Annotated in this window: 18 protein-coding genes and 1 tRNA gene; 12 read left to right on the plus strand and 7 right to left on the minus strand. The window is 41.7% G+C overall.

The genetic code is table 11. The annotated features are described in order from the left end of the window. Positions 1–15: 15 nt before the first annotated feature. The 3 genes from KXJ59_RS11040 to KXJ59_RS11050 form a co-directional block, all read right to left on the minus strand. A complete protein-coding gene (locus tag KXJ59_RS11040; RefSeq protein WP_295204564.1) occupies positions 16–579 on the minus strand; it encodes a hypothetical protein in 564 nt (187 codons plus the stop codon). 123 nt (positions 580–702) lie between these two features. Beyond that, positions 703–1518, minus strand: coding sequence for an N-acetylmuramic acid 6-phosphate etherase (gene murQ, locus KXJ59_RS11045; protein ID WP_295204566.1), 816 nt, complete (start codon positions 1516–1518; stop codon positions 703–705). A 9-nt stretch (positions 1519–1527) separates the two neighbouring features. Then, entirely contained in the window at positions 1528–2370 is an 843-nt protein-coding gene (locus KXJ59_RS11050; protein WP_295204568.1) for an N-acetylglucosamine kinase, read from the minus strand. Positions 2371–2528: 158 nt separating this feature from the next. Here KXJ59_RS11050 and KXJ59_RS11055 point away from each other — a divergent pair, with 158 nt between their 5' ends. The 3 genes from KXJ59_RS11055 (at position 2529) to KXJ59_RS11065 (ending at position 11924) form a co-directional block, all read left to right on the plus strand. Continuing rightward, complete coding sequence (locus KXJ59_RS11055; RefSeq protein ID WP_295204570.1) at positions 2529–4115, plus strand: S41 family peptidase; 1587 nt, start codon at positions 2529–2531, stop codon at positions 4113–4115. Positions 4116–4174: 59 nt separating this feature from the next. Next, positions 4175–4927: a DUF2490 domain-containing protein gene (locus KXJ59_RS11060; protein WP_295204571.1), complete on the plus strand. Its 753-nt coding sequence runs from the start codon at positions 4175–4177 to the stop codon at positions 4925–4927. Positions 4928–5054: 127 nt separating this feature from the next. Next, positions 5055–11924 (plus strand): gliding motility-associated C-terminal domain-containing protein, encoded by a 6870-nt coding sequence (locus KXJ59_RS11065; RefSeq protein ID WP_295204573.1) that lies wholly within the window; start codon positions 5055–5057, stop codon positions 11922–11924. Positions 11925–12004: 80 nt separating this feature from the next. Here the strand turns inward: KXJ59_RS11065 and KXJ59_RS11070 are convergent, their stop codons facing one another. Continuing rightward, positions 12005–15331 carry a gliding motility-associated C-terminal domain-containing protein gene (locus tag KXJ59_RS11070; protein ID WP_295204575.1) on the minus strand — a complete coding sequence of 1109 codons (3327 nt, stop codon included), beginning with the start codon at positions 15329–15331 and terminating at the stop codon, positions 12005–12007. Positions 15332–15570: 239 nt separating this feature from the next. On the opposite strand from KXJ59_RS11070, the gene KXJ59_RS11075 reads away from it, so the two are divergent. The 4 genes from KXJ59_RS11075 (at position 15571) to KXJ59_RS11090 (ending at position 18244) form a co-directional block, all read left to right on the plus strand. Next, positions 15571–16941, plus strand: a complete 1371-nt coding sequence (locus KXJ59_RS11075; RefSeq protein WP_295204577.1) for a hypothetical protein — start codon at positions 15571–15573, stop codon at positions 16939–16941. A 142-nt stretch (positions 16942–17083) separates the two neighbouring features. Next, a tRNA-Lys gene (locus KXJ59_RS11080) sits at positions 17084–17156 on the plus strand. Between the two features lie 161 nt (positions 17157–17317). Then, positions 17318–18028: a hypothetical protein gene (locus KXJ59_RS11085; RefSeq protein WP_295204579.1), complete on the plus strand. Its 711-nt coding sequence runs from the start codon at positions 17318–17320 to the stop codon at positions 18026–18028. 33 nt (positions 18029–18061) lie between these two features. Continuing rightward, positions 18062–18244, plus strand: coding sequence for a hypothetical protein (locus KXJ59_RS11090; RefSeq protein ID WP_295204581.1), 183 nt, complete (start codon positions 18062–18064; stop codon positions 18242–18244). 17 nt (positions 18245–18261) lie between these two features. On the opposite strand, the gene KXJ59_RS11095 is transcribed toward KXJ59_RS11090, so the two are convergent. Next, positions 18262–19722 (minus strand): Fic family protein, encoded by a 1461-nt coding sequence (locus KXJ59_RS11095; protein ID WP_295204582.1) that lies wholly within the window; start codon positions 19720–19722, stop codon positions 18262–18264. A 304-nt stretch (positions 19723–20026) separates the two neighbouring features. Here KXJ59_RS11095 and KXJ59_RS11100 point away from each other — a divergent pair, with 304 nt between their 5' ends. The 5 genes from KXJ59_RS11100 to KXJ59_RS11120 all read left to right on the plus strand — a co-directional run bounded on the left by KXJ59_RS11100 (position 20027) and on the right by KXJ59_RS11120 (position 23213). Further along, on the plus strand, positions 20027–20341 hold the full coding sequence (locus KXJ59_RS11100) for a helix-turn-helix domain-containing protein (protein ID WP_295204584.1): 315 nt from the start codon (positions 20027–20029) through the stop codon (positions 20339–20341). 95 nt (positions 20342–20436) lie between these two features. Further along, a complete protein-coding gene (locus KXJ59_RS11105; RefSeq protein WP_295204586.1) occupies positions 20437–20745 on the plus strand; it encodes a hypothetical protein in 309 nt (102 codons plus the stop codon). A gap of 402 nt (positions 20746–21147) precedes the next feature. Continuing rightward, the gene (locus tag KXJ59_RS11110) at positions 21148–21525 is read left to right on the plus strand and encodes a mobilization protein (protein ID WP_295204588.1); all 378 of its coding nucleotides are present in this window, start codon (positions 21148–21150) and stop codon (positions 21523–21525) included. Then, a complete protein-coding gene (locus tag KXJ59_RS11115) occupies positions 21522–22538 on the plus strand; it encodes a relaxase/mobilization nuclease domain-containing protein (protein WP_295204589.1) in 1017 nt (338 codons plus the stop codon). The genes KXJ59_RS11110 and KXJ59_RS11115 overlap by 4 nt, the downstream gene beginning before the upstream one ends. A 27-nt stretch (positions 22539–22565) precedes the next feature. Then, positions 22566–23213 (plus strand): hypothetical protein, encoded by a 648-nt coding sequence (locus KXJ59_RS11120; protein ID WP_295204591.1) that lies wholly within the window; start codon positions 22566–22568, stop codon positions 23211–23213. A gap of 1127 nt (positions 23214–24340) precedes the next feature. Here KXJ59_RS11120 and KXJ59_RS11125 read toward each other — a convergent pair. After that, positions 24341–25120: a nucleotidyl transferase AbiEii/AbiGii toxin family protein gene (locus KXJ59_RS11125; protein ID WP_295204592.1), complete on the minus strand. Its 780-nt coding sequence runs from the start codon at positions 25118–25120 to the stop codon at positions 24341–24343. Continuing rightward, positions 25117–25929, minus strand: coding sequence for a type IV toxin-antitoxin system AbiEi family antitoxin (locus KXJ59_RS11130; RefSeq protein WP_295204593.1), 813 nt, complete (start codon positions 25927–25929; stop codon positions 25117–25119). The genes KXJ59_RS11125 and KXJ59_RS11130 overlap by 4 nt, the downstream gene beginning before the upstream one ends.

A 25929-nucleotide genomic window follows, 5' to 3' on the forward strand; every position in this document is an offset into this window, starting at 1 on the left:
TAAATGGAACGCTGATTAATCAAGACGCTTCATTATCATATCATCTATCTTCTTAAAAAGATGGTAAGGTTTATAGGTGCGCCATTCCGGAAGATCAATTAATTCAATATAGTAATTGAGTTTTTTCTTTTTGAAATCGTACTGTGCGGCATCGCTCATGTTCAGTGCTACTGCCCATCCATTTTCATCACTGAGTTCTTCATACCATTCCTGGTAATACTCTTTATCGCTGCTGTGAAAATTCATCACGTTTTCTGCGATGAGGATATATTTTGTAATGCCCTGTTTGTAAAAAAGGTCCATCACTTCCCGTTTGAGTTCCATGATATCGTTTTCAATGGCATCGTTCCATTCACCTATCATTTCTATCACTGCAAAATTCAGTTCATAGTCTGCATAAATAACTTTCAGGTAAAGCGTGCGGCTGCCAAAATCATCCCATTGTGGATGTATGTAATAGTTATAAACCGTTTGTGAAAATTCAAATTCACTATAAGTACGGCCGAAAAAAGGTGAACGCTGGTCTTCTTCCGAAACATATATATGCCGCCAGTTATAAAATGGTTCGATGTCGTGCATAAGAAATGAGAAATAAGGAATAAGAAATAAGGAACAGAGGAAGGCAGGAGATACCGTGAAAGCATTAGTAGTAAAAAATACTTCCTGATTTCTTATTCCTTATTTCTCTGTTTCTCTGTTTTCTCAGCCTGCGGCTTCTACTGCTTTTTTTACGCTGCCATGTTTCAGCAACAGGTCTTTGGCTACTTCGTATTCTGTGATTTTGAGTTTGTCCATCACCATTTTCACACCTCTGTCAACAAGTTTTACATTGCTCAGTTGCATGTTTACCATCTTATTGTCTTCTACACGTCCCAACTGAATCATCACAGAAGTAGAAACCATGTTTAATACCAGTTTCTGAGCCGTACCACTTTTCATACGGGTGCTGCCTGTTACAAACTCAGGACCCACTACTACTTCCACCGGAAAATCGGCTTCTCTTGAAACGGGAGTATTGGGGTTACAACTGATACTGCCTGTAATAATGCCATGTTTACGGCATTCTTTGAGTGCGCTGATTACATAGGGTGTGGTGCCGCTGGCCGCAAGACCTACCACAACATCTTTATCACTTACAAAATGTCTTTGTAAATCGGCCCAGCCCTGTTCAGTACTGTCTTCGGCAAATTCAACAGCCTGAGTAATGGCTTTATCGCCACCGGCTATTAAACCGATTACCAATCCATAAGGCACACCAAAACTTGGCGGACATTCACTGGCATCTACTATACCCAGTCGGCCGCTGGTACCCGCGCCTATATAAAACAAACGGCCACCAGCCAGCATTTTATCGGCGATGGCAGCTACCAGTTTTTCGATCTGTGGAATGGCTTTTTCCACAGCATTGGGCACCATTTTATCTTCATTGTTGATATTGATCAGCAGATCCTGTATCGACATTTTCTCCAGGTGTCTGTAAGTAGAAGGTTGTTCCGTTACTTTAATAAACTCAGCCATAATGCTTTTTTAGCGGTGATATTCAATAAGTCCCTGCATGGGTGCTTTCAGTACCCGACCCAGTTCCAGTTCATAAGTATTACAAAGGTCCTTTAATACATCTTTGAAACCAAATGCGATGCTGCCCACAAAGTGAATGGGGTGGGTCCAGCTTTCACGGTATTTGTACAGATGGGTAAAAAAGAAATCGTTTAATCCGTCTTCAATAATGTTCTCAATCATATAATGCCCCCGGTTCTCTGCCAGAAAAATGGCAAAAGAGGCCAGGTATCGGTTGGCCAATGGTTTTTTATATACATTCTCCAGTATTTCCATAGTGGTTACCTGGAATTTTTTTTCGAAACTGGCCCTCAGTTCTTCATCATAGGTATTATAGAGATAGTATTGAATGACTTTTTTGCCGAGATAGGCACCACTACCTTCATCGCCCAGTACATAACCCAATCCCGGACTGTTTTTCACCATTTTTTTCCCGTTATAAAAACAGGAATTGGCACCGGTACCCAATATGCAGGCAACACCTTTGTTCTTGCCACAGAGGGCACGGGCGGCAGCCAGTAAATCGTTCTGTACCTCAGTTTTGGCAGTGGGAAATAATTTTTTGAGTACCGATTTTACGATGGTAACATTTTTCGGATTGGCCAAACCGGTTCCATAAAAAAAAACCTCTTTTACCTGAAATTTTTTGAGTTTGGGAATCAGTTCTTTTTCCAGGAGTTCGGTGATCTGCGGGCCGGTAAGAAAATAGGGACTGATGCCCTGGGTGATAATGGTTTTGGCTTTTTTGCCATTGTCGAGTACACACCATTCACATTTGGTGGCACCACTATCAGCGATTAATCTTACAGGCATAGAATCATTTTAAAGCCGGAAAATACGAGAAGCCACGAAGTACGAAAATTTTAATGAGAAATCGGCCCCTTTTATCGAATCATTCCATTACTAATGACTGTTAGCCATTCATCCTCAACAAAAAAAGAACTTCATTACGAAATACAGATATTTGCAACATGGGAAATAACAAGTTAAAGGTATGGTTACCTATTCTTTTTGCTTTAGTGATGGTATTGGGTATGATGATTGGCTACCAGTTAAGGGATAAAACACAGGGTGGTCGTTTTCTCAGCCTGAATAAAAAGAGTTCCTTACAGGAACTGGTTGAACTCATCAGAACCAAATATGTTGATCCTGTAAAAACGGATAGTATTACGCAGGCAACGGCAGATGAATTATTGTCGAAGCTCGATCCCCATTCCGTTTATATTCCTGCAAAAGACCTGATGGAAGTGAATGAAGAACTGATGGGTAATTTCCAGGGTATTGGTGTGGAGTTTCAATTATTCAGTGATACCGTGCATGTGGTTACGGTGATGAAAGGCGGACCTTCTGAAAAAGCAGGTGTACAGGTGGGCGACAGGTTTATAAAAGTAGATGATAGTATTGCGATAGCAGGGGTGAAAATAAAACCCGATAAAGTAAGATCGGTATTACGTGGCCCGGCCGATTCGAAAGTACAGGTAACGGTTTTAAGGGGATCTGCTGAGAAGAAAATAACCATTCAGCGTGGCACCATCCCTGTTCCTACGGTAGACGTTTCTTACATGATTGAGCCAGGTACCGGCTTCATCCGCATCAATCGTTTTGGTGAGCCTACATATGAAGAGTTTATGCAGCAACTCGAAAAATTGCAGGCACAGGGTATGAAGCAACTGATTCTTGACCTGAGAGGGAATGGGGGAGGTTTATTAAAAGAAGCCACAGATATAGCCGATGAATTCCTGGACGGCGATAAATTGATTGTTTATACTGAAGGAGAACATGTTCCTAAAATGGAATATCGTTGTAAACGTGATGGCTTATTTGAAAAAGGAAAATTAGTGGTACTGGTGGATGAAACTTCTGCTTCTGCAAGTGAGGTATTGAGTGGGGCTTTACAGGATTGGGACAGGGCCACCATCATCGGCCGTCGATCTTTTGGTAAAGGGTTGGTACAACAACAGTTTCAGTTGTCTGATGGCAGTGCGGTTCGTTTAACCATTGCCCGTTATTTTACGCCGTTGGGTCGTAATATTCAGAAGCCCTATAACAATGGCAAATCCAAATATGAAGAGGAACTGGTGAGCCGCTGGCATAATGGCGAACTGGTAAAAGCCGATACGGTAAAACCGGCAGGTAAATCGTACAAAACACCTGGTGGAAGAATGGTGTATGGAGGTGGTGGTATTACGCCCGATGTTTTTGTGGCTTACGACACTACCAAACTCGACTCTGCATTAACAGCGATGTATTACAAGAATACGATGAACAATTTTGTATATCGATTATACCTCCGGCAGCAACAGCAATTTAATGCCCTTAAAACACCGGATGTTCTGTACAAGGAATTTATTCCTGCTGAAGCTGAGTGGCAGCAACTGGTTGCTTTTGCTGCCAAAGACAGTATCCGTTTAGCCGGAGCGTCGGCTAAAGACAGGAATTATTTATTGCAGCATGTACAACTAATGATGGCCCGTCAAATCTGGCGCACACAGGGTTATTATGAAGTGCAGAATAAAACCGATAAAACGGTATTGAGGGCATTGGAGATGCTGAAATAATTTTCCTTTTCAGCAACAACCCCGAGTTACAGCAAATTAATTTACTAAAAGAACTGATCATGAAGTGGAAGCATGGTTTTGTATGGATGTTTTTATTGTTGAGCAGCGTAAGTGTATGGGCACAACCCAAGAACACATCGCATGCATCGCAGGTATGGCTGGCTTATTTTAACCAGACCAGGCTGAGTAATAAATGGGGATTGTGGGGCGATTTCCAGATTCGTACCAGGGAAGACCTGGTGAGCGATTTTTCAACCGGTATTGCGAGGGTGGGGCTTACTTATTTGGTGGATGATAATGTAAGGCTGACCCTGGGTTATGGGTTCATCAATAATTTCCCGGCCAATGATAATATTACCGTATCGCAGCCTGAACACAGACCCTGGCAGCAGGTGCAGTGGTTTACCAGGAATAAAAGAACCAGACTGATGCAGTATATACGTCTGGAAGAAAGATACCGGAAACGTTACCTGAGTAATACGGAGCTGGCCGACAGCTATTCTTTCAATTTCAGGATGCGGTATAATATTTTCTACCAGGTGCCACTTCATCCGGAGGGCATTGTACCCGGAAAATTATCGGCCATCATCAACGATGAACTGCATATCAATTTCGGTAAACAAATCGTTAACAATTATTTCGACCAGAACCGTTTGTTTCTGGGCTTGAATTATGCTTTTGATGCCAGTAATAACCTTCAGTTTGGCTACCTGAATACCTTTATTCAAACGGCAGCCGGTAACCAGTACCGGAATATCAATGCGCTGAGGGTGGCTTACCTGCAAAACCTCGATTTGCGGAAAGGGCGGTAATCTGCCAAAGAGGGCTAAAACATCCAGTCAGCTTGATTTTCCGTATTTTCGGGTATTGAATTTGCTGAATTCCAATACCCGAAAAAAAAATGACCCCACAGTAAAGGTCATTGGTCAAAAAAGCTTTTTGAGAAAAGCCTTGGGGATTTGTATTCTCTTTTTGCTGGTTTTATTTTCAGTGGAGGTAAAAGGGCAATGCGGAACAGGTACTTCTGCGATCTACACCATTGATTTTTCTGCTGCCAAAGACACAACATGGACGCTTAATGCTTCAAGAAACGGAACTGCCTGTGTAGGAACATCAGGTGAAGACGACAGGTGTATTCGTTTTAATGTATCACTCAATCCAGGTTCTGACTTGCTGAATTTTGATGCCGATCAGTTAACAGGGGCGAGTTTTTATTCCATTAACTGTGGCCCATTGATTCCGATTGGAACACCGGCATGTATTACGGGCTTAACCAGTGTATGTATTTCGTTTTGTAAGCCGGGTGGTAATAAAGTAAATTATACAGTTACTGCATCCAGTATTATTAAAGGTTCGGCTGATCTTGTACTAAGACAAAATTGTTCCGGTACGATGAGTGTTACCGGTGTTACTGCTTCAACAGTAAACTGGCGGTCAGTTTTTCCGGGAGCTTCCAATGCGTACAATAGTTATTTGAGTGCCACTTCAAATGTTACAACAGTAACTGTTACGCCATTAACAGGAGCGCCTTCATTTATTGATTATGAAGTAAGTGGAACAGGTGCCTGTACAGGATTAAGAAGAGATACTATTCGTGTATATACTGTTTCACCCATGACTGTTGCCATCAACCCTGCCACACCAGCATTGTGTAATGGTGCAAGTGTAACACTCAATGCAACAGTGAGTGGTGGTAATCCACCTTATTTATATACCTGGAACACGGGATCAACTGCTACAGGAATCACTGTATCTACTGTTGGTAATTATTCAGTCAGTGTTGCTGATAATACAGTAGGTTGTCCGAATGAAGTAGGTAATGCTACTGTTATTGCTGCAGCCACCCCAGCGGTGCCAACGGTTCCGGCCGTTAGTGTTTGTTCGGGTTCGCCGGCAACTTTGACAGTATCTTCTCCACCTCCATCAAGCGTACATGAATGGTTTACAGTGGCTTCAGGAGGAACAGCGATTGCAACAGGCAATAGTTATACAACTGGTACACTAACAGCGAATACTACTTATTATGTTCAGACAACGGTAAATGGTTGCACCAGTACGCGAACAGCCGTAACAGTTACTGTAAATGCCATACCTACAGCACCTACTGCGTCGGGTACAACTATCTGTGCCGGACAAACAGCATCCTTATTGGCAACCGGTGCAGGTGGCAGCAGTTTTCAGTGGTTTGATGTGGCTTCGGGAGGTACTCCACTTGTATCAACCGCCGCTTATACCACAGCAGCGCTTACCACAAGTACCACTTATTATGTACAGGCGTTGAATAGCGGATGTGTGGGCCCCAGAACAGCCGTAACTGTTACAGTAAATCCAATACCTGCCAATCCTACTATTGCAGGGGCCGCTATTTGTAGTGGCAACAGTACTACGCTAACTGCAACCGCACCAGGTGGAACTTATGTGTGGTGGGATGCTCCAACATTGGGTACAAGTATTAATACAGGTATTGCTTATAATACCGGAACATTAACCACTACTACTACTTATTATGTAGAAACAACAGTGAATGGTTGTGCGAGTGCAGGAAGAACTCCGGTAACCGTTACGGTGAATCCAACACCTGCAGCGCCTGTTGTAAATGGGGCAAGTATTTGTGGTGGTAATACAGCTTCATTGTCGGTCACTTCAACCGGAGATACTTACAGATGGTACAATGCAGCCAGTGGGGGTGATCTTTTGACAACTGGTACCAATTACACTACTCCAGCGCTAAATGCAACTACCAGCTACTATATTTCGGCAACATCGGCTGCAGGTTGCACAGGTACAAGAACCACAGCCACTGTGAATGTTACACCCATTCAAAATCCTGCATTTGTATATTCTGCGGGAACTTATTGCACTACGGGTGGTGTAAACCCTACGCCAACAATACCGGGCGGTAATACCGGAACATTTAATTCATCGCCGGCAGGTCTTGTTTTTATTGATGCATCAACGGGGCAGATAAATGCGGCAACCAGTACCCCTGGTTTATATACAATTACATTTACTACTGGCGGTTCCTGTATTTATTCAAGTAGCGTAAACATCCGCATTATTGCCGGAAATGCCGATGCTTCGTTTTCTTACAATGGTCCCTTCTGTGTGCAGCAATCAAATCCATTCCCCGTATTCACTTCTTCATCAAGTGGTGGAGTCTTTACTTCCACAGCAGGCTTGTCTTTCAAGAATGAAAATTCAGGAGAAATAGATTTAGCAACCAGTTTGCCGGGTACATATACAATTACAAATACCATTACAGGCTCTGCTGGGTGTGCAGGTGATATTAGAACTTCAGATGTGATCATCAGACAAAACACAACTGCTAATGCCGGAACAAATCTTATTACCTGCGATGGTCAACCGGTAACGCTCAACGGATCAGTTGGTGGATCTGCTACAAATGGTTCCTGGTCTATTGTAAGTGGTGCCGGTACCGGAACATTTGGGGATGCTACACAATTATCTACCAGTTTCACCCCAACAGCAGGACAAAGTACAGTAAGCTTACAATTAACTTCTAATAATCCTGTGGCACCTTGCGGTGTAGCAACTGATATTATGGTGATTGATATCAGATCTGCACCCGTTGCACCAACTGTAAATGCAGTAACAATATGTTCGGGTAATACTGCTACGCTGATTGCATCTGCACCCGGAGGAACTTATAATTGGTATGCATCATCATCTGGAGGAATTTCTTTACAAACAGGACCCACTTATACTACTAATACATTAACCTCATCGACTACTTATTATGTAGCGGCAACATCAGCAGATAACTGTGTTGGCCCCCGGGCTGCGGTATTGACAACCGTAAATCCATTGCCTGCTGTTAACAGCGCTTCAACAGGAATGGTATGCTCTGGTGTTGCACAAAATTATACATTCAGTTCCTCCATCACCGGCAGTAGTTTTACATGGAGCAGGGCTGCAGTAGCAAATATTACCAATTCTGTTGTATCCGGTCAGGCAGGAACATCGATTACAGAAACCCTACAGAGTATTGTTACCAGTTCTGTAGATGTGGTTTATCAGATTATACCCACAGCCAATGGTTGTGCGGGTGCCCCTTTTAATTATACCGTTACAGTAAAACCCATTCCTGCTACACCCACTGCATCAACAACCGGTCCGGTATGCGAAGGCGGAACTATTCAGCTATCAACTCCATTGGTATCGGGAGCATCTTATAACTGGTCGGGGCCGTCAACATTTAGTTCCTCTTTGCGCGAACCGCAGATACCGAATGCAGCAAATGGCAATGGGGGCACTTATTCAGTAAGCATAACAGTAGATGCGTGTGTGAGTGCAACAGGCTCTGTAATACAAACTATTAAATCTACACCTGCGGCACCGGTTGTATCGAATTCTTCTCCTGTTTGTGTGGGAGAAAATATCCAGTTAAACACCCCCATTGTTTTAGGCGCCAGCTATCAATGGACGGGCCCCAATGGTTTTACCAATACAGCACAAGAACCCTTAATCAATAATGCCGGTTTTGCAAATGCCGGTAATTATTCGCTGGCCATCACCGTTGATGGTTGTACCGGACCTTCTGCCAGTACTGCTGTTGTGGTGAATCCTTTACCGCAGGCAGTTGCCATCAGCAGTACAGGACCTGTTTGTATATCGGATCAGTTAAGGGTTACTGCAGATGCGCTTCCTTCAGCTACTTATTATTGGACAGGTCCGGGTGGATTTGTATCTACGGATCGGGAGTTTATCATTCCATCCATGACCAATACAACAACAGGAACCTATCAGGTTGTTGTGTCGGTGGCAGGATGCCCGAGTCTGGCAAATTCTGTTGACGCCACATTAAAACCCACACCGAGTGCACCCAATATTGATCCTGTATCACCTGTTTGTGAAAACGGAACGCTGATACTCAATGCAGCACTCGTAACAGGTGCTTCCTATTCGTGGTCGGGTCCATCAGGTTTTGTGAGTAATACACAAAGTCCGGCCATCACTTCCATTACCACTGCCATGGCAGGAACTTATGCTGTGAACATTGTAGTGGATGGATGCAGAAGTGCCAATAATAATGTGAATGTGGTGGTAAATCCATTGCCTGCAGCACCTGTATTAAGTACAGGAGGGGCCGCCTGTGTAGGGAATAATCTCCAATTGAACGCAGCCACTGTTTCAGGTGCCAGTTACAATTGGTTTGGCCCCTCCGGATTTAGTTCAACCAATCAAAATCCGGTAGTATCAAATGTATCTTTGGCAAATGGAGGTATATATACAGCAAGTGTCAGTGTAAACGGTTGTGCGGGCCCTACGGCAACGGTTACGGCAGTGGTGAATCCATTACCCGGACCTGTTGCTATCAATAGCAGCGGTCCTGTTTGCGTGGCAGAACCCTTAAGTGTTAGTGCAGCGCAGGTTGCTTCAGCTTCTTACGCATGGACGGGTCCAAACGGATTTGTATCAACAAATCGTGAGTTTGTTATTCCATCCATGAGCAGTGTCACAGTAGGAACATATCAGTTGATTGTTTCTGTTGCCGGATGCAGTGGTTCCCCCAATCTGGTTAATGCCACATTAAAACCCACACCCAGTGCTCCGGCTATTGATCCGGTATCGCCGGTTTGTGAAAACGGCACTTTGGTGCTGAATGCTGCATTGGTAACGGGTGCTACTTATTCCTGGTCAGGTCCCTTGGGCTTTACAAGTAATACGCAAAGTCCGGCCATCACATCGGTAACTACTGCTATGACAGGAACCTATGCGGTGAATATTATTGTAGATGGATGCAGAAGTGCCAATAATAATGTGAATGTGCTGGTAAATCCATTACCTGCAGCACCTGTACTGAGTAGCGGGGGAGCTGTATGTGTAGGTAATACTTTGCAACTGAATGCAGCAACAGTTTCTGGTGCAAGTTATAATTGGTCTGGTCCGGCAGGATTTAGTTCAGCCATTCAAAATCCTGTGATACCGAATACCTCATTAACAAATGCCGGAACCTATACTGCTTTTATTCGTGTAAATGGTTGTGCAGGTCCGGTAAGTACGGTTACCGCGATTGTAAATCCTTTACCCGGTCCTGTGAATATTAATACCAGTGGAGCGGTTTGTGAAGGAAGACCCTTACAACTTACTGCCGATAGCGTAACAGCAGGTGTTTATAGCTGGTCTGGACCAAATGGGTTTACCGCAAATACACGTACCGTCGCTTTTGCATCGATGAACAATCTAACAGCAGGTGTTTACCAGGTTGCAGTAGCTGTGGCAGGATGTCCGGGTACGGCAAATACCATTAATACGGTGCTGAAGCCAACACCTGCTGCACCTGTGATTAATACAACTGCTCCTGTTTGTGAAAATGCACCTTTATTACTTCGTTTAAACACTGTAACAGGTGCTATCTATAATTGGTCGGGGCCATTAGGATTTACCAGTAATGCACAAAATCCGTTGATTGATTCAGTACGGCTCAACCGTTCAGGAATTTATACGGCAAATATTATTGTAGACGGTTGTATCAGTAATAACAGTTCAGTCAATATATCTGTGGTACCAGAACCGGCAGCACCCACAGTAGGTAGTAATAGTCCGGTTTGTGTAAGTGATCAGTTGCGGTTTACATCGAATACGATTACAGGAGCTTCTTATAGATGGACTGGAATGAATGGATTTAGTTCTTCGCTTCAGGGGCCAGTCATCAATGCTGCGAACCTGAGTGATACAGGAAGATATGGTCTTGCTGTTACTGTGAATGGTTGTGTAAGTGATACGTCTTATGTGCAGGTTGCGGTAGACAGACCGGCAACGGTTAATGCAGGAAATAACCAGGTTGTTTGCGCCAATAATGCATTGGTGAACCTGGCAGGTATTGTCAATGGAGGTACATCAACAGGTGTATGGTCGACCGGTGGCACCGGACGTTTTGGAACAAGAACGGTGAGTCTGAACAATACATATCTGCCCAGCAGTCTGGATACGGCGACGGGTTCGGTTCAGCTTACACTTACATCCACCAATAATGGGGCATGCAGGGCTGTTGTTTCTTCATTGCTTGTTCAGATTACAGATGCGCCTTTTGTGGATGTAGGTAATAACCCTGTCATTTGTGCCAATGATTCTTTACTGACGGTAAATGCACAGTTCAGGAATGCAAATGGTATTCAATGGTCCACAACAGGAACAGGTGCGTTTCAGAGCATTAATGGAGCCAATACCAGTTACCAGCTTTCAGCGAGGGATCAATCATCCAACAGTTTTAGGATCAGCGCTACTACAACGGGTAATGGTTCATGTCTTGCAGTAACAGATGAAATGGTGGTGAACCTGGCGCTGGTTCCGGTTGTGAATGCCGGTAAAGATGTACTGGTATTTGAAAATACCCCCTATACACTTAACCCACTGATTACCGGAGCCATTCAATCATTTCAGTGGACACCTGCCAATTTCCTGAATAATGCTTTACTGCGTAATCCTGTATTTCGTGGTAATGCAGACCAGTTACTTACATTAACAGTAGTGAGTACCAACGGCTGTGTGTCGACCGATGAAATCTTTATCACTGTTTTAAAACCCTTTCCCATCCCCAATGTTTTTTCGCCAAATGGAGATGGTATACATGATACATGGGTAATACCCGAACTGGATAAATATCCAGATGCAGAAGTAAGTGTGTTCGACCGTACAGGCCGGCGTGTATTTTTCACCAATGGATATAAAACACCATGGGATGGAAGATATGAAGGCAAGCCATTGCCATTGGCCACTTATTATTATATCATTATCCCTAAATTAATACAAGGTGTATTCTCTGGCCCTGTTACTATTTTAAAATAAGCAGCGAGTAAACAATATCGAATATCCAACTTCGAAATTCGAAATTCATTATTCAACATTCAATATTCCTCTGTTCTCTATTACCTTATCATCACCAGGGTTCCTGCTTTTTGTTTTTCCTGACCTGCCGGTGTTTTGTAAGTGATCTTGTATACATAGGTTCCTGCGGGCTGTGGCTGACCCGCCAAAGTGCCATCCCATCCCTTGGAAGAAACAGTTGTTTCAAAAACAAGCATACCCCAACGGTTCCATACCTGCATTCGGTACCCCGGTAATGTTACGGGAACGAGTGGTTTGAAGACATCATTTTTACCGTCGGCATTGGGTGTAAAAGCATTGGGTACCATAATCTCTACACAGAATGTTGTTGAAATAGTAATCAGGTCAGTTCCATAACAACCATTTCTATCGCGAACTTCTAAACTATAAGTGCCTGGTTGAGAAAGACTATGTGGATTTTGTGTACTGCCATCGCTCCAGTTATAACTCATATAATTGGGCAGGTCAATAATGAGTACGCCGGTGCTGCAGATAACGGTATCATTGGGCAGAAACTGATAAGGAGTGTCTATCAGAAACAGATCGGTAACCACTACCGAATCGCAACCCAGGTAAGTTTTTAATGAGTCGGTATACAATCCTCTTGTACTACGCCATGCACCACCGAGCAAAACAGAATCGCCCCGACAGATAGCAAGATTCCTGTTTAAAAATTTCACCGGGTTAACAGTGAGGTTCAGTATGCGTACACTGTCGCAACTGCTCGCACCAGTAAAAATATCTGTGTAGGTACCCGTACTGGTATACCCCATATAATTTTCATTGCCGCAGATGGTAATATTTACTGTAGTAGCCGGAGGCTGATAATTATAGGTTGAAATATTATTGGAAGAATCTTTTTCTGAAAATGATCTGTTGGAAGGGATGATCCTGATATTGTTTCCATTATCGTTGACAGACGCATAAATAATACCCGTACCAATATGTTTGATAGACCGGGTGAATGTTTGCGATAATGCAAATACAGTATCAGCAAGAATAAATGATGGCCCGAGTATAACTGCTGTATCCGTTCTGGGATCGCCTTTGTAGAACGTCAGTGTAAGATTTTTGGGCAACACACCTTTTGCATAACTATTGCTGATGGTAAAGTTGATTGATAGACTATCTTTCGACAAACAGTTTGCATTATTAATAATGACAGTATAATCATTTACCGGTGGTACTTTAATGCTCACAAATGTGGTGTCGAAACACTGGTACTGACTTCTTACGGCTAATCTTTTTGTTCGGGTAGAATCTGCATAAAAAAGAGGAGAGGGGCAGGTGGTGCAACTCAATTGCTTTGCATCGCTCCAGGTATAGGTGGATGTAAAACTGGGGTCGGGGAAAGTGCCGCCATTGATGGTTAATGTGTCGCCGGGTTCCAGTGTGGTATCGGCAGGAGATACCACAGCCCTGAAACGAATATTATTTACACGCAACACATTGTTGGTATAACTTAATTCTTTTAAAATAGTATTGGGTAAACTGATGGGCAATGTGGTTCCTGAATCGCCCACTACTGCATATAGACTATCAATCTGGCGATAACCGATATCGATAATATGTGTGTAATACACGCCACAGCAACGTCCTCTGATGCCATCAGGGATAATGAAAGTGGTATCAATTTTTTTGGCACCGGGCAGTGTAGGGTTTCTGTCGTAAAAACTTACAGGTGTTTTGGGAGGAATGGGTTTATAGCCACTGTTACAAATAATGAGTTCCAGCCGCACTTTGGTTTCCTGAAAACAATTGGCCCTGGCCACAAAGAGGTAGGCTTCTGATGTAGGATCAAAAACTGTTACACTAAGTACATTGGTAGTGTCGGAACAACTGCCATTGGTGGCAATCAGTCTGGTATAATGTTGCACCGATTCCTGGAATACATAATGAAGGTTGGTGTTGGTGGATACTTCCTGTTCTGCGGGGTTATTATCATTTCTCATAAGCCACCTGTAACTGGTAGCATTCAAAGACTGGTTGGTATACAAAACGCTGTCGAGTAATACATTGGCTTTTGAGGCAACTGTTTTTTTATCGGTATAGAAACGGGCAATCACACCACAGCCAATGATTACTTCATCGCGGTAAGAAGCAAAACAGGTACCTCCTGCAGAGGCGCGCAGTGTAACAACAAATTTCCCCTGTGAGGTAAACGTATAACTAAGATCGGTGCTGGTACCTACGAGAGAATCATTTACATACCACTGATAGGTATTGGTGCCTGAAGAAGTATTGGTAAAACTAACCAGATCGCCTGTTTTAGGCACGGAAATATTCCGGGTAAAACCGGCGAGAATATTGTCTGCACAGGGTTTACTGCATTTGTTTTCCAGTAAACCTGTTCTTTGTGTATTGATGGCCGCACGCATACGCAGTGCCTGACCGAGTGTAAACTGGTTGGCACAACTGCCATTTCCATAATCCATAAAGTTCAGTGAAAAATCAGCCGTATCTCTTGGGAAGAAACCATTGGAATAACTGGAAAGTGTATCTGTACTGCAGGAGTTCATGCCCATAGGATTGATACAGGCCTGCGTATAGTTGGGAAAGCCATCTGGAGGGGTATCGCAAACCCTGTCGCCATCGGTTTCGCAATTATTATTGGTGCAATAACCTTCGAATGTGTGGTATAGACCCAGGTAATGTCCCATTTCATGTGCAAACAGAGAACCAAATCCACTGATTACGATGCCATCTGATGACCCGCCACCGGGAGGCAAAGTGGCATAACCACCGGCGTTTAAACGGGTCCAGGTGTCGCAGGAAAAATCGGCGCTGATTTCTCCCACAATATTATTCACCAGCCATACATTGATATAACGTTTGGGATCCCACTGGGCCAGTCTTTTCAAACGATCATCCTCTGTATACATATTCAGGTTGTCGCCATAGGTAGAAGTTACCCGGTTAATGCCATTGGTAATACCGCCATCCGGTGCTTTCTGTGCCAGACAGAATCGGATTTTGGTGTCAATGCCTGTACTGCCGGCATAAGCACCTGTTTTACCAAAAGCATTATTCAGGTCATTGATGGCATTCAGGATGGTAGTATTGGTAATGCTGTTGGGGTTTTGGTTGATGATATGAAAAACAACAGGAAGGATAATGATGGTATCAACCGTATTCGATTTCTTGATCTGTATATCATAATTCATCTTCATTTCCTGTACCCGGAAAGTACTGGAAGAACGTTGTACAGACATCAGTTGGTCGAAGCTGCAAAGAATAGGAGAGGGTGGATTATTCGGGTTAAAAGGCTGATTGGGTTTAACAGGAATGGTTTGTTGTGCAACAGTATAAATGGAACAACAGGATAAAACGAGTAAAAAGAGGATATGGATGAAATAGCGATGGTTCATTAAAATGCAGTTACTCAGATATGATTTAAATCTAAGATACGGGATGATGGGAAAATGCGGCCTCTGTATTAAAGGTTATCATATGATTATTTCCTGATGGTATAAGAATCGTATAGTTTGTATATTGAATTAGCTTAACCCGAAAAAAGCTGCTTTTGAAAAACAGATTGTTCAATTTTTATTCGAGTGAAATCACCCACAGGCAAATAAAGTTTGGGATCATCTTATATGTTATTTGTATGACTATCATCGCTTTTGTTGCAAAAGGAACCGGCGATGAAGGAGACAGCATCCAGCATTATTTATTTGCGAAACAGGCATGGCAATACAAACAGCATTTTTTTGATCATTGGGCTAAGCCTGTTTATGTGCTCATCAGTTTTCCCTTTGCACAATTTGGATTAACAGGGGTGAAGATCATGAATGTATTATTAAATGCAATCAGCATCTGGTATACCTATAAGATCACAGAAAACCTGCAAATAAAGCGTCCATGGATACCTGCTCTTATCCTTGTATCAATACCCATGTTTAATCACCTTAGTCTGAGCGGTCTTACAGAACCCATGGGAGCCTGCTTGCTGATATCCGGACTTTACCTGATGCTGAAAGAAAAATGGATCAGTTCAACCATTCTTTTATCTTTTCTTCCCTTTGTCAGATCAGAAGGTCTGCTCATGTTGGGTACGGTATTTTTATACCTGCTCATCAGATCGAAATACAAATACCTGCCATTGTTGTTAACGGGTCATATTGTGTATGGTATACTGGGATCTTTTTATAACGACAGTGTTTTCTGGGTATTTAATAAACTGAGCTATGCTACCTGGTCGAGTGCATATGGAAGTGGTGAATGGTTACATTTTGTGAGGAACCTTCCAGAAATTACAGGTACCTGTCTTACCCTTTTTTTAACCCTGGGTATTTTATATGGGTTTGTTTTGCTCATCCGTTATTTCCGTAAACAAACTGAAAAAACAGAAGAACCGGAACTTTTTCTGCTATATGGCAGTTGTATAGTATTCTTTCTTGCACATAGTGCATTTTGGGCATTAGGCATATTTAACAGCGGTGGCATTTTGCGGGTAATGATTACCATTATGCCATTGATGGCAATCATTGCTTACCGGGGTATTTTATTTGGAGTAGATTTTATGGGGAACGAAAAGATAAAACGGGTTACAGTTACTGTACTCACTATATTCATCTTTCTATACCCATTCAGCGGACATATTTTCGCCTATCGCTGGCAACGCGATTTTCAGCTAAAAGCAGATCAGTATGCACAACAGGAATTGGGGCAGTGGCTCCAGAAAACATATCCTGACTATCATCAGTACACTTTCTATTATGAAGCCGTTTATATAAGTGAAGTGCTTGATATAGACTGGTTCAATAAAGACAAAAGAAAAAGATTACTGGATGCTTTTGTAAAAAATGAATTCAGACCGGGTGATTTTATTATCTGGGACGATTGGTTTGCGGTTGTTGAGGGACATATCCCGTTAAAGGACCTTGAAGCTGACACCCGAGTGCAAAAACTCGCTGAATTTAAAAAGATGAATTATTGGGGAGGAATACGGAATACGGTTGTATTCAGGTGGAAATAAGTAGTTTGATACACGTATAATGGATTGAATGTGAGTAAATCGTATAAAAAAGAAGCATAAAAATTTGGCTGGTTTTTTATTTCACCTATTTTTGCACTCCCAAAACGAGATATAGCAATATAAATCGTTGAATTAAAGGGAGGATTCCGTAGCTCAGTTGGTAGAGCAATACACTTTTAATGTATGGGTCCTGGGTTCGAGTCCCAGCGGGATCACTTTAGCACCTCTGAAACCCGCGCTGGTCGCGGGTTTTGCTTTTTTTGTGTTGCATTCGTGTTGCATTTCATCCATTTTTCCCCCTTTTTATTTATTCTTTTTTTTTATTTTACATTTGAATATTTTTTTGGTCTTAATTTAACCCCATTTGACAATACCGATGAAGAACTGGCTTTGGCAAAGTATCAAATACGACCTCAAACCCACCCCTGAGAACTTTATCAAATTCAAATGGTATCATTTCGTCTTTTGCAGGAACGAGGACAGGACAATTTCCCCAGGCTTATATTTAAACAGCCTTCTGGATGAAATAAAAAATGAATTGGCCAAACACAAATCGGTCAATAAAAAATCCCTAACCCTTTCGGTCATACAAAATATCCTGCAAAACCCTGGTACCAAAAAAGAAATGACCATCTTGTTTGAAGCGGCTCAGGTTTCAGATGAAGCCATAAAAGTTTTTTTGAATACTATGATCTCAGATCAAACCCATACAATAGGCAAAAAAGAAGCCACCCCGGATGCTGGTGAAAACAAAGTTGAATCTTTTCATACCCGGACCTATATTATCGCCACACATCTATATTTTGAAATCAATAATGATGAGAGTCAGTATTATACCCTCATGCAGGATACACAAGCATTTAAAAAATTTCTGGAGCAAACATTCCAGGCAACCAACCTGTCCAGCCGTCTTTCCAAGCTGAAAAATTTTTCGTACAAACATGTTTTAAAAGGGAAAAATAATGATGGAGAGAAAGGACAATTAAAACCTCAATTCAAGCAAATCATTTCACATCCTGAGATATTCGGAGCCGATGTTTCCAAACGTGCAGATGAAATATTAAAATCCGATTTTCCTGAATCCTAATCCAAAACCGGGTTTTATTAAAAACATTTTTTTATGAAATTCACACCGGGCCAACCAGTAATTGTACTTGATACAGAATATAAACCTGCGGGGACTGCCATTATAAAAATATTCAATCTGAATACCGGTCAGTATACAGTTAATTTCAAATATGCCAATAGCGAAGAACCAGAAGAAATTAATATCCCGGAAGAAAGGCTGATTTTAAAACAATAACCGAACATACTTCCCTTTTATCGCTGAATGATTTTTAAATACCCTTCTTTATGCGTCAGGAAAGCATTACATTTTGTAAGGTATTCTTCCATTCTATCCAGGCTTTCATCATAAATATTACTACTGAACTCCCAGGCTTTTAAAAGCATCCGGGTGTAGGCATCACCATCCCTTTGTTTGGTCAGTTTCTTTAGAGTTCCCATGTAATCTTCCCTGTACACGGTTGGTATAATGATCTTCGATAACCCCTTTGCACCTAATTCTGCATTCATCATTATACGCGCGATTCTTCCATTACCGTCTATGAAAGGGTGAACTTCACTGATCATAAACATTATATAAGCTGCTTTTGAAAAGGGATGTTGCAATAGGCTGTACCATTCATATCCTTTTTTCAAAGTTCCCGGTACGAGTTGCCAGTCCACAAATTCAGTCGTACCTGCCTTGTTGTTCCTGTCCTTAAATTCGCCAGGCATCTTTGATTTCCAGGCGCTGAGTAATACAGCGTGTCGTTCCTTAATCAATCGTAAAAAATCTTCTGCGTTCTGGGGTTGCAAAGACATTTCATTCCTGTTAGACACAATCTGGTAAGTTCCCAATACATCATGTGAATCTTCATCTCTTGCAGGCAGCGGCGTTGAAGTAGTGATGATTTGTCTGGCTTCGTCTACTGTAAATTCGGTTCCTTCGATATAATTAGAGAAATAACTTTCAAAAAATGCAAAATTCTGATAGGATTGAATGTTACTGTTTCTGTCTGGATAATCCGGGTAATCCTTACTCACCAGTTGTTCGAAAAGTGATTCAAAAAGCTGCATCCTGTCCGGGTCCACAGGCTCTCCCAGCACCCTTGCTTTTGCTACGGTGCTTTTGAGATTTTTGGATAGACCGGTTCCCAGCATATCAGTAACCAATTGATTCAAAGCTGCCCACTCTTTTTCCATACCCAAAACCGGGGCAATCTCCCTGGCTCGATCCCGCACCTGGTTCAAAGAATCTTCTCCTTTTACGCGCAGGAAAGATTCCATCTTTTCTTCCAGTTGTTCACGGCTTAGCGTTTTTGATTCCTCCCCGCTTGCGCGGCTACTTTGTAAATTTTCAAGGTAAGCCCGCGAAAGTCCCGATGTTCGCAGGTTGCCAAAAAACAAGGTATCATCCGGTGCAAGTGCCTCATGGCCTTGTAAGAAATGAAGGGTCAGTCCGGGCAATACGGTGTTCTTTGTATAGCTGTGTGTCAGGTAAATATGCCCGCCTTTTGTCGGCACCCGTTCTAATGCACTGCGGTGGCTTAAGAAGGCTTCGGGGTATAATTCAGACAGTATTCGATACCAGTTACGCCGCACAATTTTTTCCGGAGCTTCCGTCATATTGGATGTGTATAAACGGGGCGCAATCTTTTTAATCAGGCCCTCTTTCTCCAGCTTACTGATCTGTTTAGATCTTTCTTTTGTTCCTATAATGATTTCTTGTAACCTCATGGTTGCTATTTTTTTCGATTAAAACAGGGTTTTTTACTATTATGGATATATTTTTCTATTGAATAGTTTATTCTTGGAATAATTTTCTACTAAATTACGATTAAATTTGAATAATAGGCCTGTTTTAGATATATTTTTCCATTAAAGCGGTCATTTCGGAAATATTTTCCTATTAATAAGCCTGATTTAGTGTCCAGACCCATTCCCAAAACACTTTAAAAGGCATACCCACTACCTTTTTAAGGTATTACTTCCCTTTATCCCATCTCCCTTCAATTCGAGATTGCATCAAAATTGAAAGGTTATGTCTAACACTATTTTATTCAGTGATACCCCTGAGCACTTCTACGAACAACTCAGGGAGTTTATCCGGCAGTCCATTCAGCAGGAACTGTCCTCTGTTACCAGACAGGAAGAGGAGATTGTCTACATCAAAAAACCGGAAGTGTGCAGGATGCTAAGGGTTTCCAAACCTACTATTGATAGCCATGTTGAACGGGGTTATTACCGCAAATACCATATCGGTTCAAGGGTCTTTTACAATAAAACCGAGATCCTGGCTTACCTGGGCAGAACAAACCAAATGCAGTCCATGAGGGCAACTCCCAAAGAAGAGTGATTGTAAAAAATCAATTTTTTCTTCTTAACCGCCCCAACTGGCTATGACAAAAAAACATCAAAAAATTATTCGCTTAACATTTTAAAACAAAAATTATGACAGACTTTAAAAGAAGAACCCTGCACTTAAACTCAGGCAAACAAATCAAATTGTTCGGCAACAGCATCGCAATCGGGAAAAGTTTGGAAGTGGGCGAAGGCTATGCACCTAATTTATTTTCTTTTTTTGAACCGCAACCGGAAGACAAATCCGCTCCTGCTGTTTTGAATCCGCACAAATTAACCCCAGAAGAATTACATGAAATAGCGGACTACAATATCCGTTTGTGGATGGATTTAAAAGACAATATCCGTAAACATGGTACGGGTAGTCCAAAGATTTTTAACAGTGAAGCTTTGCGATAGTTTAAGAAAATAAAATCCATCACTGACAAATTTTCCGGTACTAAACTTCTTTTTTTTTCGAAGCCAAGTGAATAAACGTTGGTCTACTTCAGATCAGTATCCTGCCAGCGATGAATAGTATTTAATCAGCTATTTGTGTGTTAAAAAAATAGTCGCCTAAAACCGGATGCATGAAGAGTATAAAGATTTCAATAAGTGGCATTACGTAAGAAGAATCATTTTTCTTTTCAACAGCAATAACAGGATTTGCAAAATGGAAAACTATCTGTAAGCCCCTAATATTTTTTTCTTTTTTTGGGAGCGAGCTATGTTTCGGGAACCCCGAAACGCTCGCTCCACTCATGCTATCGCATTCGTGGAGAGGGTTCGCCACTGGCGAACCCTAAGACACTATTAAAAACTATGGAGACAACAGTAAAACATAGAAACAAAGGGGGCAGGCCGTCTAAAGAGATCAAAAGAAATAAAACGGTCACAGTGCATTGCAGTGCTTTTGAACAAAGGCTGCTGAAAACAAAGGGTAAAGAAGCCGGTATGACTGTCTCAGAATATTTGCGTGAGATTGGGTTGTCCGGAAAAATTGACAGGCCAAAAAGGGAGTTCCCGAAAGAGGCTTTAACGATGAATGGAACACTCAATCATATTGCTGCGAACTTAAACCAGTTGGCAAAAAAAAGAAATAGCGGAGAAGAATTTGATGCATACCTGTCCGTCAAAGAACTGGAGTTATGTGACCAATTGAAGGAACTGACCATCACTATAAAAACCCATTTTGTATGATCGGGAAAATATCTATCGGAAAATCTTTTGGGGGTTGCCTGCGTTATTGCCTGGAAGATAAGCAGGAATTAAGTCATGAGCAGAAGCTGGCCCTTGAGTTACAGGATGGCCTGCAACATGAGAACCGGGCAGAGGTATTGGAGTATAATATGTGCTTCGGTAATAAAAAAGAACTGGTCAGCCAGTTTAATGATGTAAGAACTTTACGCCCCAATTTATCAAAGCCAGTGATGCATATTTCATTAAGCCTCGACCCGGAGGATCTTTTTACAAAGGAGGAGCTCAGGCAGATCGGACAGGATTTTGCTAAAGAGTTCGGTTTTGAAAATAACCAATACATAGTCATCTATCACAAGGATACGGAGCATCCCCACCTGCATATTGTAGTCAACCGGATAGGCTTCGATGGGAAGGCTATTACTGATTCCAACAGCTACCGAAAAGTTGCTGCGATCTGTCGTAAACTGGAATTGAAGTATGAATTCAAACAGGTTTTAAGCCCGCACAGATTCCTAAGCCATGAGCAAAGACTGGAACACACCCTCGAACAACGTATAGATCATCGCAAAGAAAAACTGAAAGAAAATATACGGGATTGCCTGCTAAATGCTACCAGCTTATCTGACTTTATTCGCCAAATGGATAAACGTAATGTAGAAGTAATAAAGAGCCGGGGCATCAGTTTTATCGATGACAAAAAAATGCACATAAAGGGCAGTGACCTGGGGTATTCTTTGCGCACCATTGAAAAAATACTTTCTTATTCCCTTGAAAGGCGGCAGCAGTTGCACCAAAAACTGGAACAGACAAGTAAAAAGGTGATCGTCACCAAAGTCCGGCAGCAATCAAAATCTACATCACCCACTATGTCAAAAAACAGGCAACAGGAAAGGACAATAGATTACAGTAAAGCCATAGAAATACTATTAAGAACCGAGCGAGATAATAGCCAGACACCACATGAATTATTACAGAAAAAAAGAAAACGTAAATACCTGTCACAACATTTATAAACCGAATACCACATAAAAAAATAAAACATGGAAGAGAAAACCATTGAAAAAGCGCTGAACCGGATCTCAGAAGAACGCCTTGAAGACAGTAAGGATTTAAGAAATGTAAAAGCAGATCAGGAAAAGCAACAGCAATCGATCCAGGAAACAAAGGAACAGGTCAGCAGTTTACATCAAAAAATGGAAACATTTAAAAAGGAACAGCAAATACTAATGCAGCGTATCGCCGTGCCAATCGAACAACTCGAAGATTTTGGTGCAAAGATCGATTCTCATGGTGAGCTCTTGAAAAAACCGCTTATTCAAAAAGTAGTTCATGAGCATCATGTGCCAAAATTACTTTATGCTACTGTAGCGCTTTTTTGTGTTTGTGTAAGTTTTGGTGTTGGCTGGTTCCAAACCGGGCAACACTTAAACCAGTATCGTAACAATGATACTAAATGGAGAAAGTTACTGCTGGGTGCCAAGCCAATCCTCACGGAAATCATGCAGGATGTATCTGCAAACGTTGAGCAGAACCCGGATAATGTAAGAGATTCCGTAGAAAAAGAGGAAACCCATAACGCCCAAGTTTGGAACTTGAAGCAGAAAATGAAAGCAGACAGTGCCGCGATGCGTGCATTAAATACAGACAAGCCAGCCGGTGACAATAGTAGCTATATACATAAAAAGTAAAACCAACTATCCCGTAAAGCCTGTCAGTTATATCCTGCCTGCCGCGCCCGGCATCACCTGCAAAAAACCAAGCCCAAAACGGCTTGGCTTTTTCGTTTGACCGCAACAGTGGCCTGCAACATCTGATTTTCAATTGACAGCAGGACAGCCACTGTTGCGGTCAAACGAAAGGTGTTTTTATTTTCTCTCTGTTCTAATGTTAGGTATCGTTTCTTTGTGTTTAGATGACTCGTTTGTGATGCCTGTCATTTTCTTTCTTTATGCGGATGGCCGTGGAAGAAAATGATTAATTTTCTGGTTTACCCATCATCTTTTATTTGAATAATTGTTTTACCGGATTCTGCAAGAATATCCTGAATAGTCCGCACTCTTTCCGTGAGTTTGAGTAGGTCAACTGGCTTTATTAGTTTAAAAAAATCAGTCACGCTTAATGAAACTGTGATTTTACTGTTAATAGAATCAAACACTTTTTCATAACTGTCCTGCGTTAATTCGTTGTAAGACTTCTATAAAGAGTTATATATGCATTTACAATATTTACTCACCCTCAAGGATACAATATAACCAGGTCTTTATTTCAAAGGAATTCATGGAAGACAATATATCTTGTCAGGCTGATATCTCCATAAAGTTGAATGTATAATTAATCACAATCACTCTACGAATTTAATCCATCAGATAACTAGGCGGCAGGGCTTTGGGCTTCGAATGAAAATCAAAAACAAATATTGCACAAAGTTACGGCCAGCAAAAAAAAACAAATAAACCGGGCTATACAAGTCGGCTCAACTGTATCATTGGAAGCACAGGCCAATTTTAGATATTCCGACCAATTCAAGGAAATGAAGCTTATAGCCAAGGTTTTTGGATTATTTCGAACATGCATTGAGGTTGGAGGTGGCTATAAGGATACCTCATTCAATTGTTAATGAAAATATTTGTTTAAAAATTGTTCTCAAAGTTTTACGGTCAATATTATAGGTCGAACATTTCATAGAGTTATAAAAACTGTTGGCTATTATTTTTTAAGGTTTTTCTCTACTGCGAATCGGGAGTCGTACGGGTTTACTAATAGATCCAAAAACAAGAAACCAGCGACTGGCGCGGGTTTGATGCCTATTGCTTTTTTATATTAATTCAATAATTTCTTTACGAACAATTTCTATTGCCACAGGAACATTATAGCGAATGCCTTCCCTGATCAAAAAATCCATATCACCTGTAAATTGTGCCGATTGCATTTTAGCATCGAGGTTTAGTTCAAATTCTCTTCGGCTTACAGTGTGGTTCTCTTCTTTCATATACTTTCTCCAACTTTCTACAATCTTTTGTGGCTGGCAATCAAGTTTTGTAACAGCGTACCAAAGATCAAATAAATCCCTTCCTTTTTTCCGTTGATATAAAGCCCTGAGTTTTGTACTCAATAGTTCCTCCAATGTGAAAGTTGTTATTGTTCCTTCACTGTTATGCCAGGAAGAAGCCAATTGAAAAGGTATTTGCTGATACCCAAACACCGTAAAATGTTCCCTTGTATTGACTTCGATTTTCAGTTTCATCTTTTGACCACCTTCGCTTTCAAAGCGGTAAACCATTGTGTTATTATGTTCTTTTTGCTTACGTGCCGGTGTACCTAAAAAGGATAAGCATTCCCTAAGTTGATCCATAACAGGGCCAAAGGGTTCTGCTTTGATCTGTACCAGATCAATATCTTCAGAATATCGAGCCGCAGGCTGGAAATACAATTTATGCAAAGCCGTTCCCCCTCTGAATGCCAGTTTCTCTTTCAATTCTGTATCCGAAAAGATAGCATTGAGTGCCCTGCTAATAATTAAGTCCTGCTCCACCTGGTAATCATCCCGCCACGGTGCATCTTGCCTCCATTCATCTATGTATGCCTTGGGTATCATATATCGGATTCTATTTCTGTATTGACAATGACACGCCAATCATTGCCTGTAATTTTTGATTTGTGATTTTTATCTCCCGCTTCCAGTAATGCTGCATGATATTTTTGTTGCCGAAGCCATTCTTTTAAAGGCAATACCTTTTCCTCATAGCCCAAAAGCTCCAATAAGTATCCTAATCGTTGCACAGCCATCATACTGAAATAACGCCCGGCTACTTCTACTAATTTAGTTGCATCTATTTCTTCTGAAAGTTCCTGCAATACAGTTGCAACCTGGTTGATGCCTCCAGCGTGCCTGCTATAATAGCACAAATCAAGTGCAGTTAACTCAGGAGACGAAACCATCACATAGCCTGCATTTGTTTTCTGTTGTACTATATCCTTTTCCTGCCAGCTTTTCTTATAAATAAATTCAATGCTTGCATAGGGCTTACGAATAGCAGGTAATACCGGAGGGGGAACTATCACGGCATATTTCTGCGGTTGCTGATGAGCAGCCCCATACCATGCTGCTGCATTTAAAAGACCAATATAATAAGGTCGTTTTAATACCTGCATCATTCCATCAATATAATAAGTTACAGGCGGCGCTCCTGTGATGCGATATTCAGGTGGAACAATGGCATAAAACCCTTTTCGGATCAGGGCCACCTTTTGTTTTTTGAGTAGGGGCTGTAATTGCTTCTGGATAGCACTTTGTTCAATCTGTAGCTGCCTTTTTACTTCTTCCAGGGTGAAATAGAATTTCCCCCTGCCTTGTATATCATCCAGGCATTGCTCTAATTGTCTATATGGTTGGATATTCCCCAT

Origin of the sequence: Sediminibacterium sp. (assembly GCF_019264485.1) — a bacterium.
GTDB lineage: Bacteria > Bacteroidota > Bacteroidia > Chitinophagales > Chitinophagaceae > Sediminibacterium.

Bases quoted from the DNA above. Each gene is read 5' to 3' on its own strand.
- KXJ59_RS11040 (WP_295204564.1), bottom strand. From the start codon at position 579: ATGCACGACATCGAACCATTTTATAACTGGCGGCATATATATGTTTCG.
- murQ (WP_295204566.1), bottom strand. From the start codon at position 1,518: ATGGCTGAGTTTATTAAAGTAACGGAACAACCTTCTACTTACAGACAC.
- KXJ59_RS11050 (WP_295204568.1), bottom strand. From the start codon at position 2,370: ATGCCTGTAAGATTAATCGCTGATAGTGGTGCCACCAAATGTGAATGG.
- KXJ59_RS11055 (WP_295204570.1), top strand. From the start codon at position 2,529: ATGGGAAATAACAAGTTAAAGGTATGGTTACCTATTCTTTTTGCTTTA.
- KXJ59_RS11060 (WP_295204571.1), top strand. From the start codon at position 4,175: ATGAAGTGGAAGCATGGTTTTGTATGGATGTTTTTATTGTTGAGCAGC.
- KXJ59_RS11070 (WP_295204575.1), bottom strand. From the start codon at position 15,331: ATGAACCATCGCTATTTCATCCATATCCTCTTTTTACTCGTTTTATCC.
- KXJ59_RS11075 (WP_295204577.1), top strand. From the start codon at position 15,571: ATGACTATCATCGCTTTTGTTGCAAAAGGAACCGGCGATGAAGGAGAC.
- KXJ59_RS11085 (WP_295204579.1), top strand. From the start codon at position 17,318: ATGAAGAACTGGCTTTGGCAAAGTATCAAATACGACCTCAAACCCACC.
- KXJ59_RS11090 (WP_295204581.1), top strand. From the start codon at position 18,062: ATGAAATTCACACCGGGCCAACCAGTAATTGTACTTGATACAGAATAT.
- KXJ59_RS11095 (WP_295204582.1), bottom strand. From the start codon at position 19,722: ATGAGGTTACAAGAAATCATTATAGGAACAAAAGAAAGATCTAAACAG.
- KXJ59_RS11100 (WP_295204584.1), top strand. From the start codon at position 20,027: ATGTCTAACACTATTTTATTCAGTGATACCCCTGAGCACTTCTACGAA.
- KXJ59_RS11105 (WP_295204586.1), top strand. From the start codon at position 20,437: ATGACAGACTTTAAAAGAAGAACCCTGCACTTAAACTCAGGCAAACAA.
- KXJ59_RS11110 (WP_295204588.1), top strand. From the start codon at position 21,148: ATGGAGACAACAGTAAAACATAGAAACAAAGGGGGCAGGCCGTCTAAA.
- KXJ59_RS11115 (WP_295204589.1), top strand. From the start codon at position 21,522: ATGATCGGGAAAATATCTATCGGAAAATCTTTTGGGGGTTGCCTGCGT.
- KXJ59_RS11120 (WP_295204591.1), top strand. From the start codon at position 22,566: ATGGAAGAGAAAACCATTGAAAAAGCGCTGAACCGGATCTCAGAAGAA.
- KXJ59_RS11125 (WP_295204592.1), bottom strand. From the start codon at position 25,120: ATGATACCCAAGGCATACATAGATGAATGGAGGCAAGATGCACCGTGG.
- KXJ59_RS11130 (WP_295204593.1), bottom strand. From the start codon at position 25,929: ATGGGGAATATCCAACCATATAGACAATTAGAGCAATGCCTGGATGAT.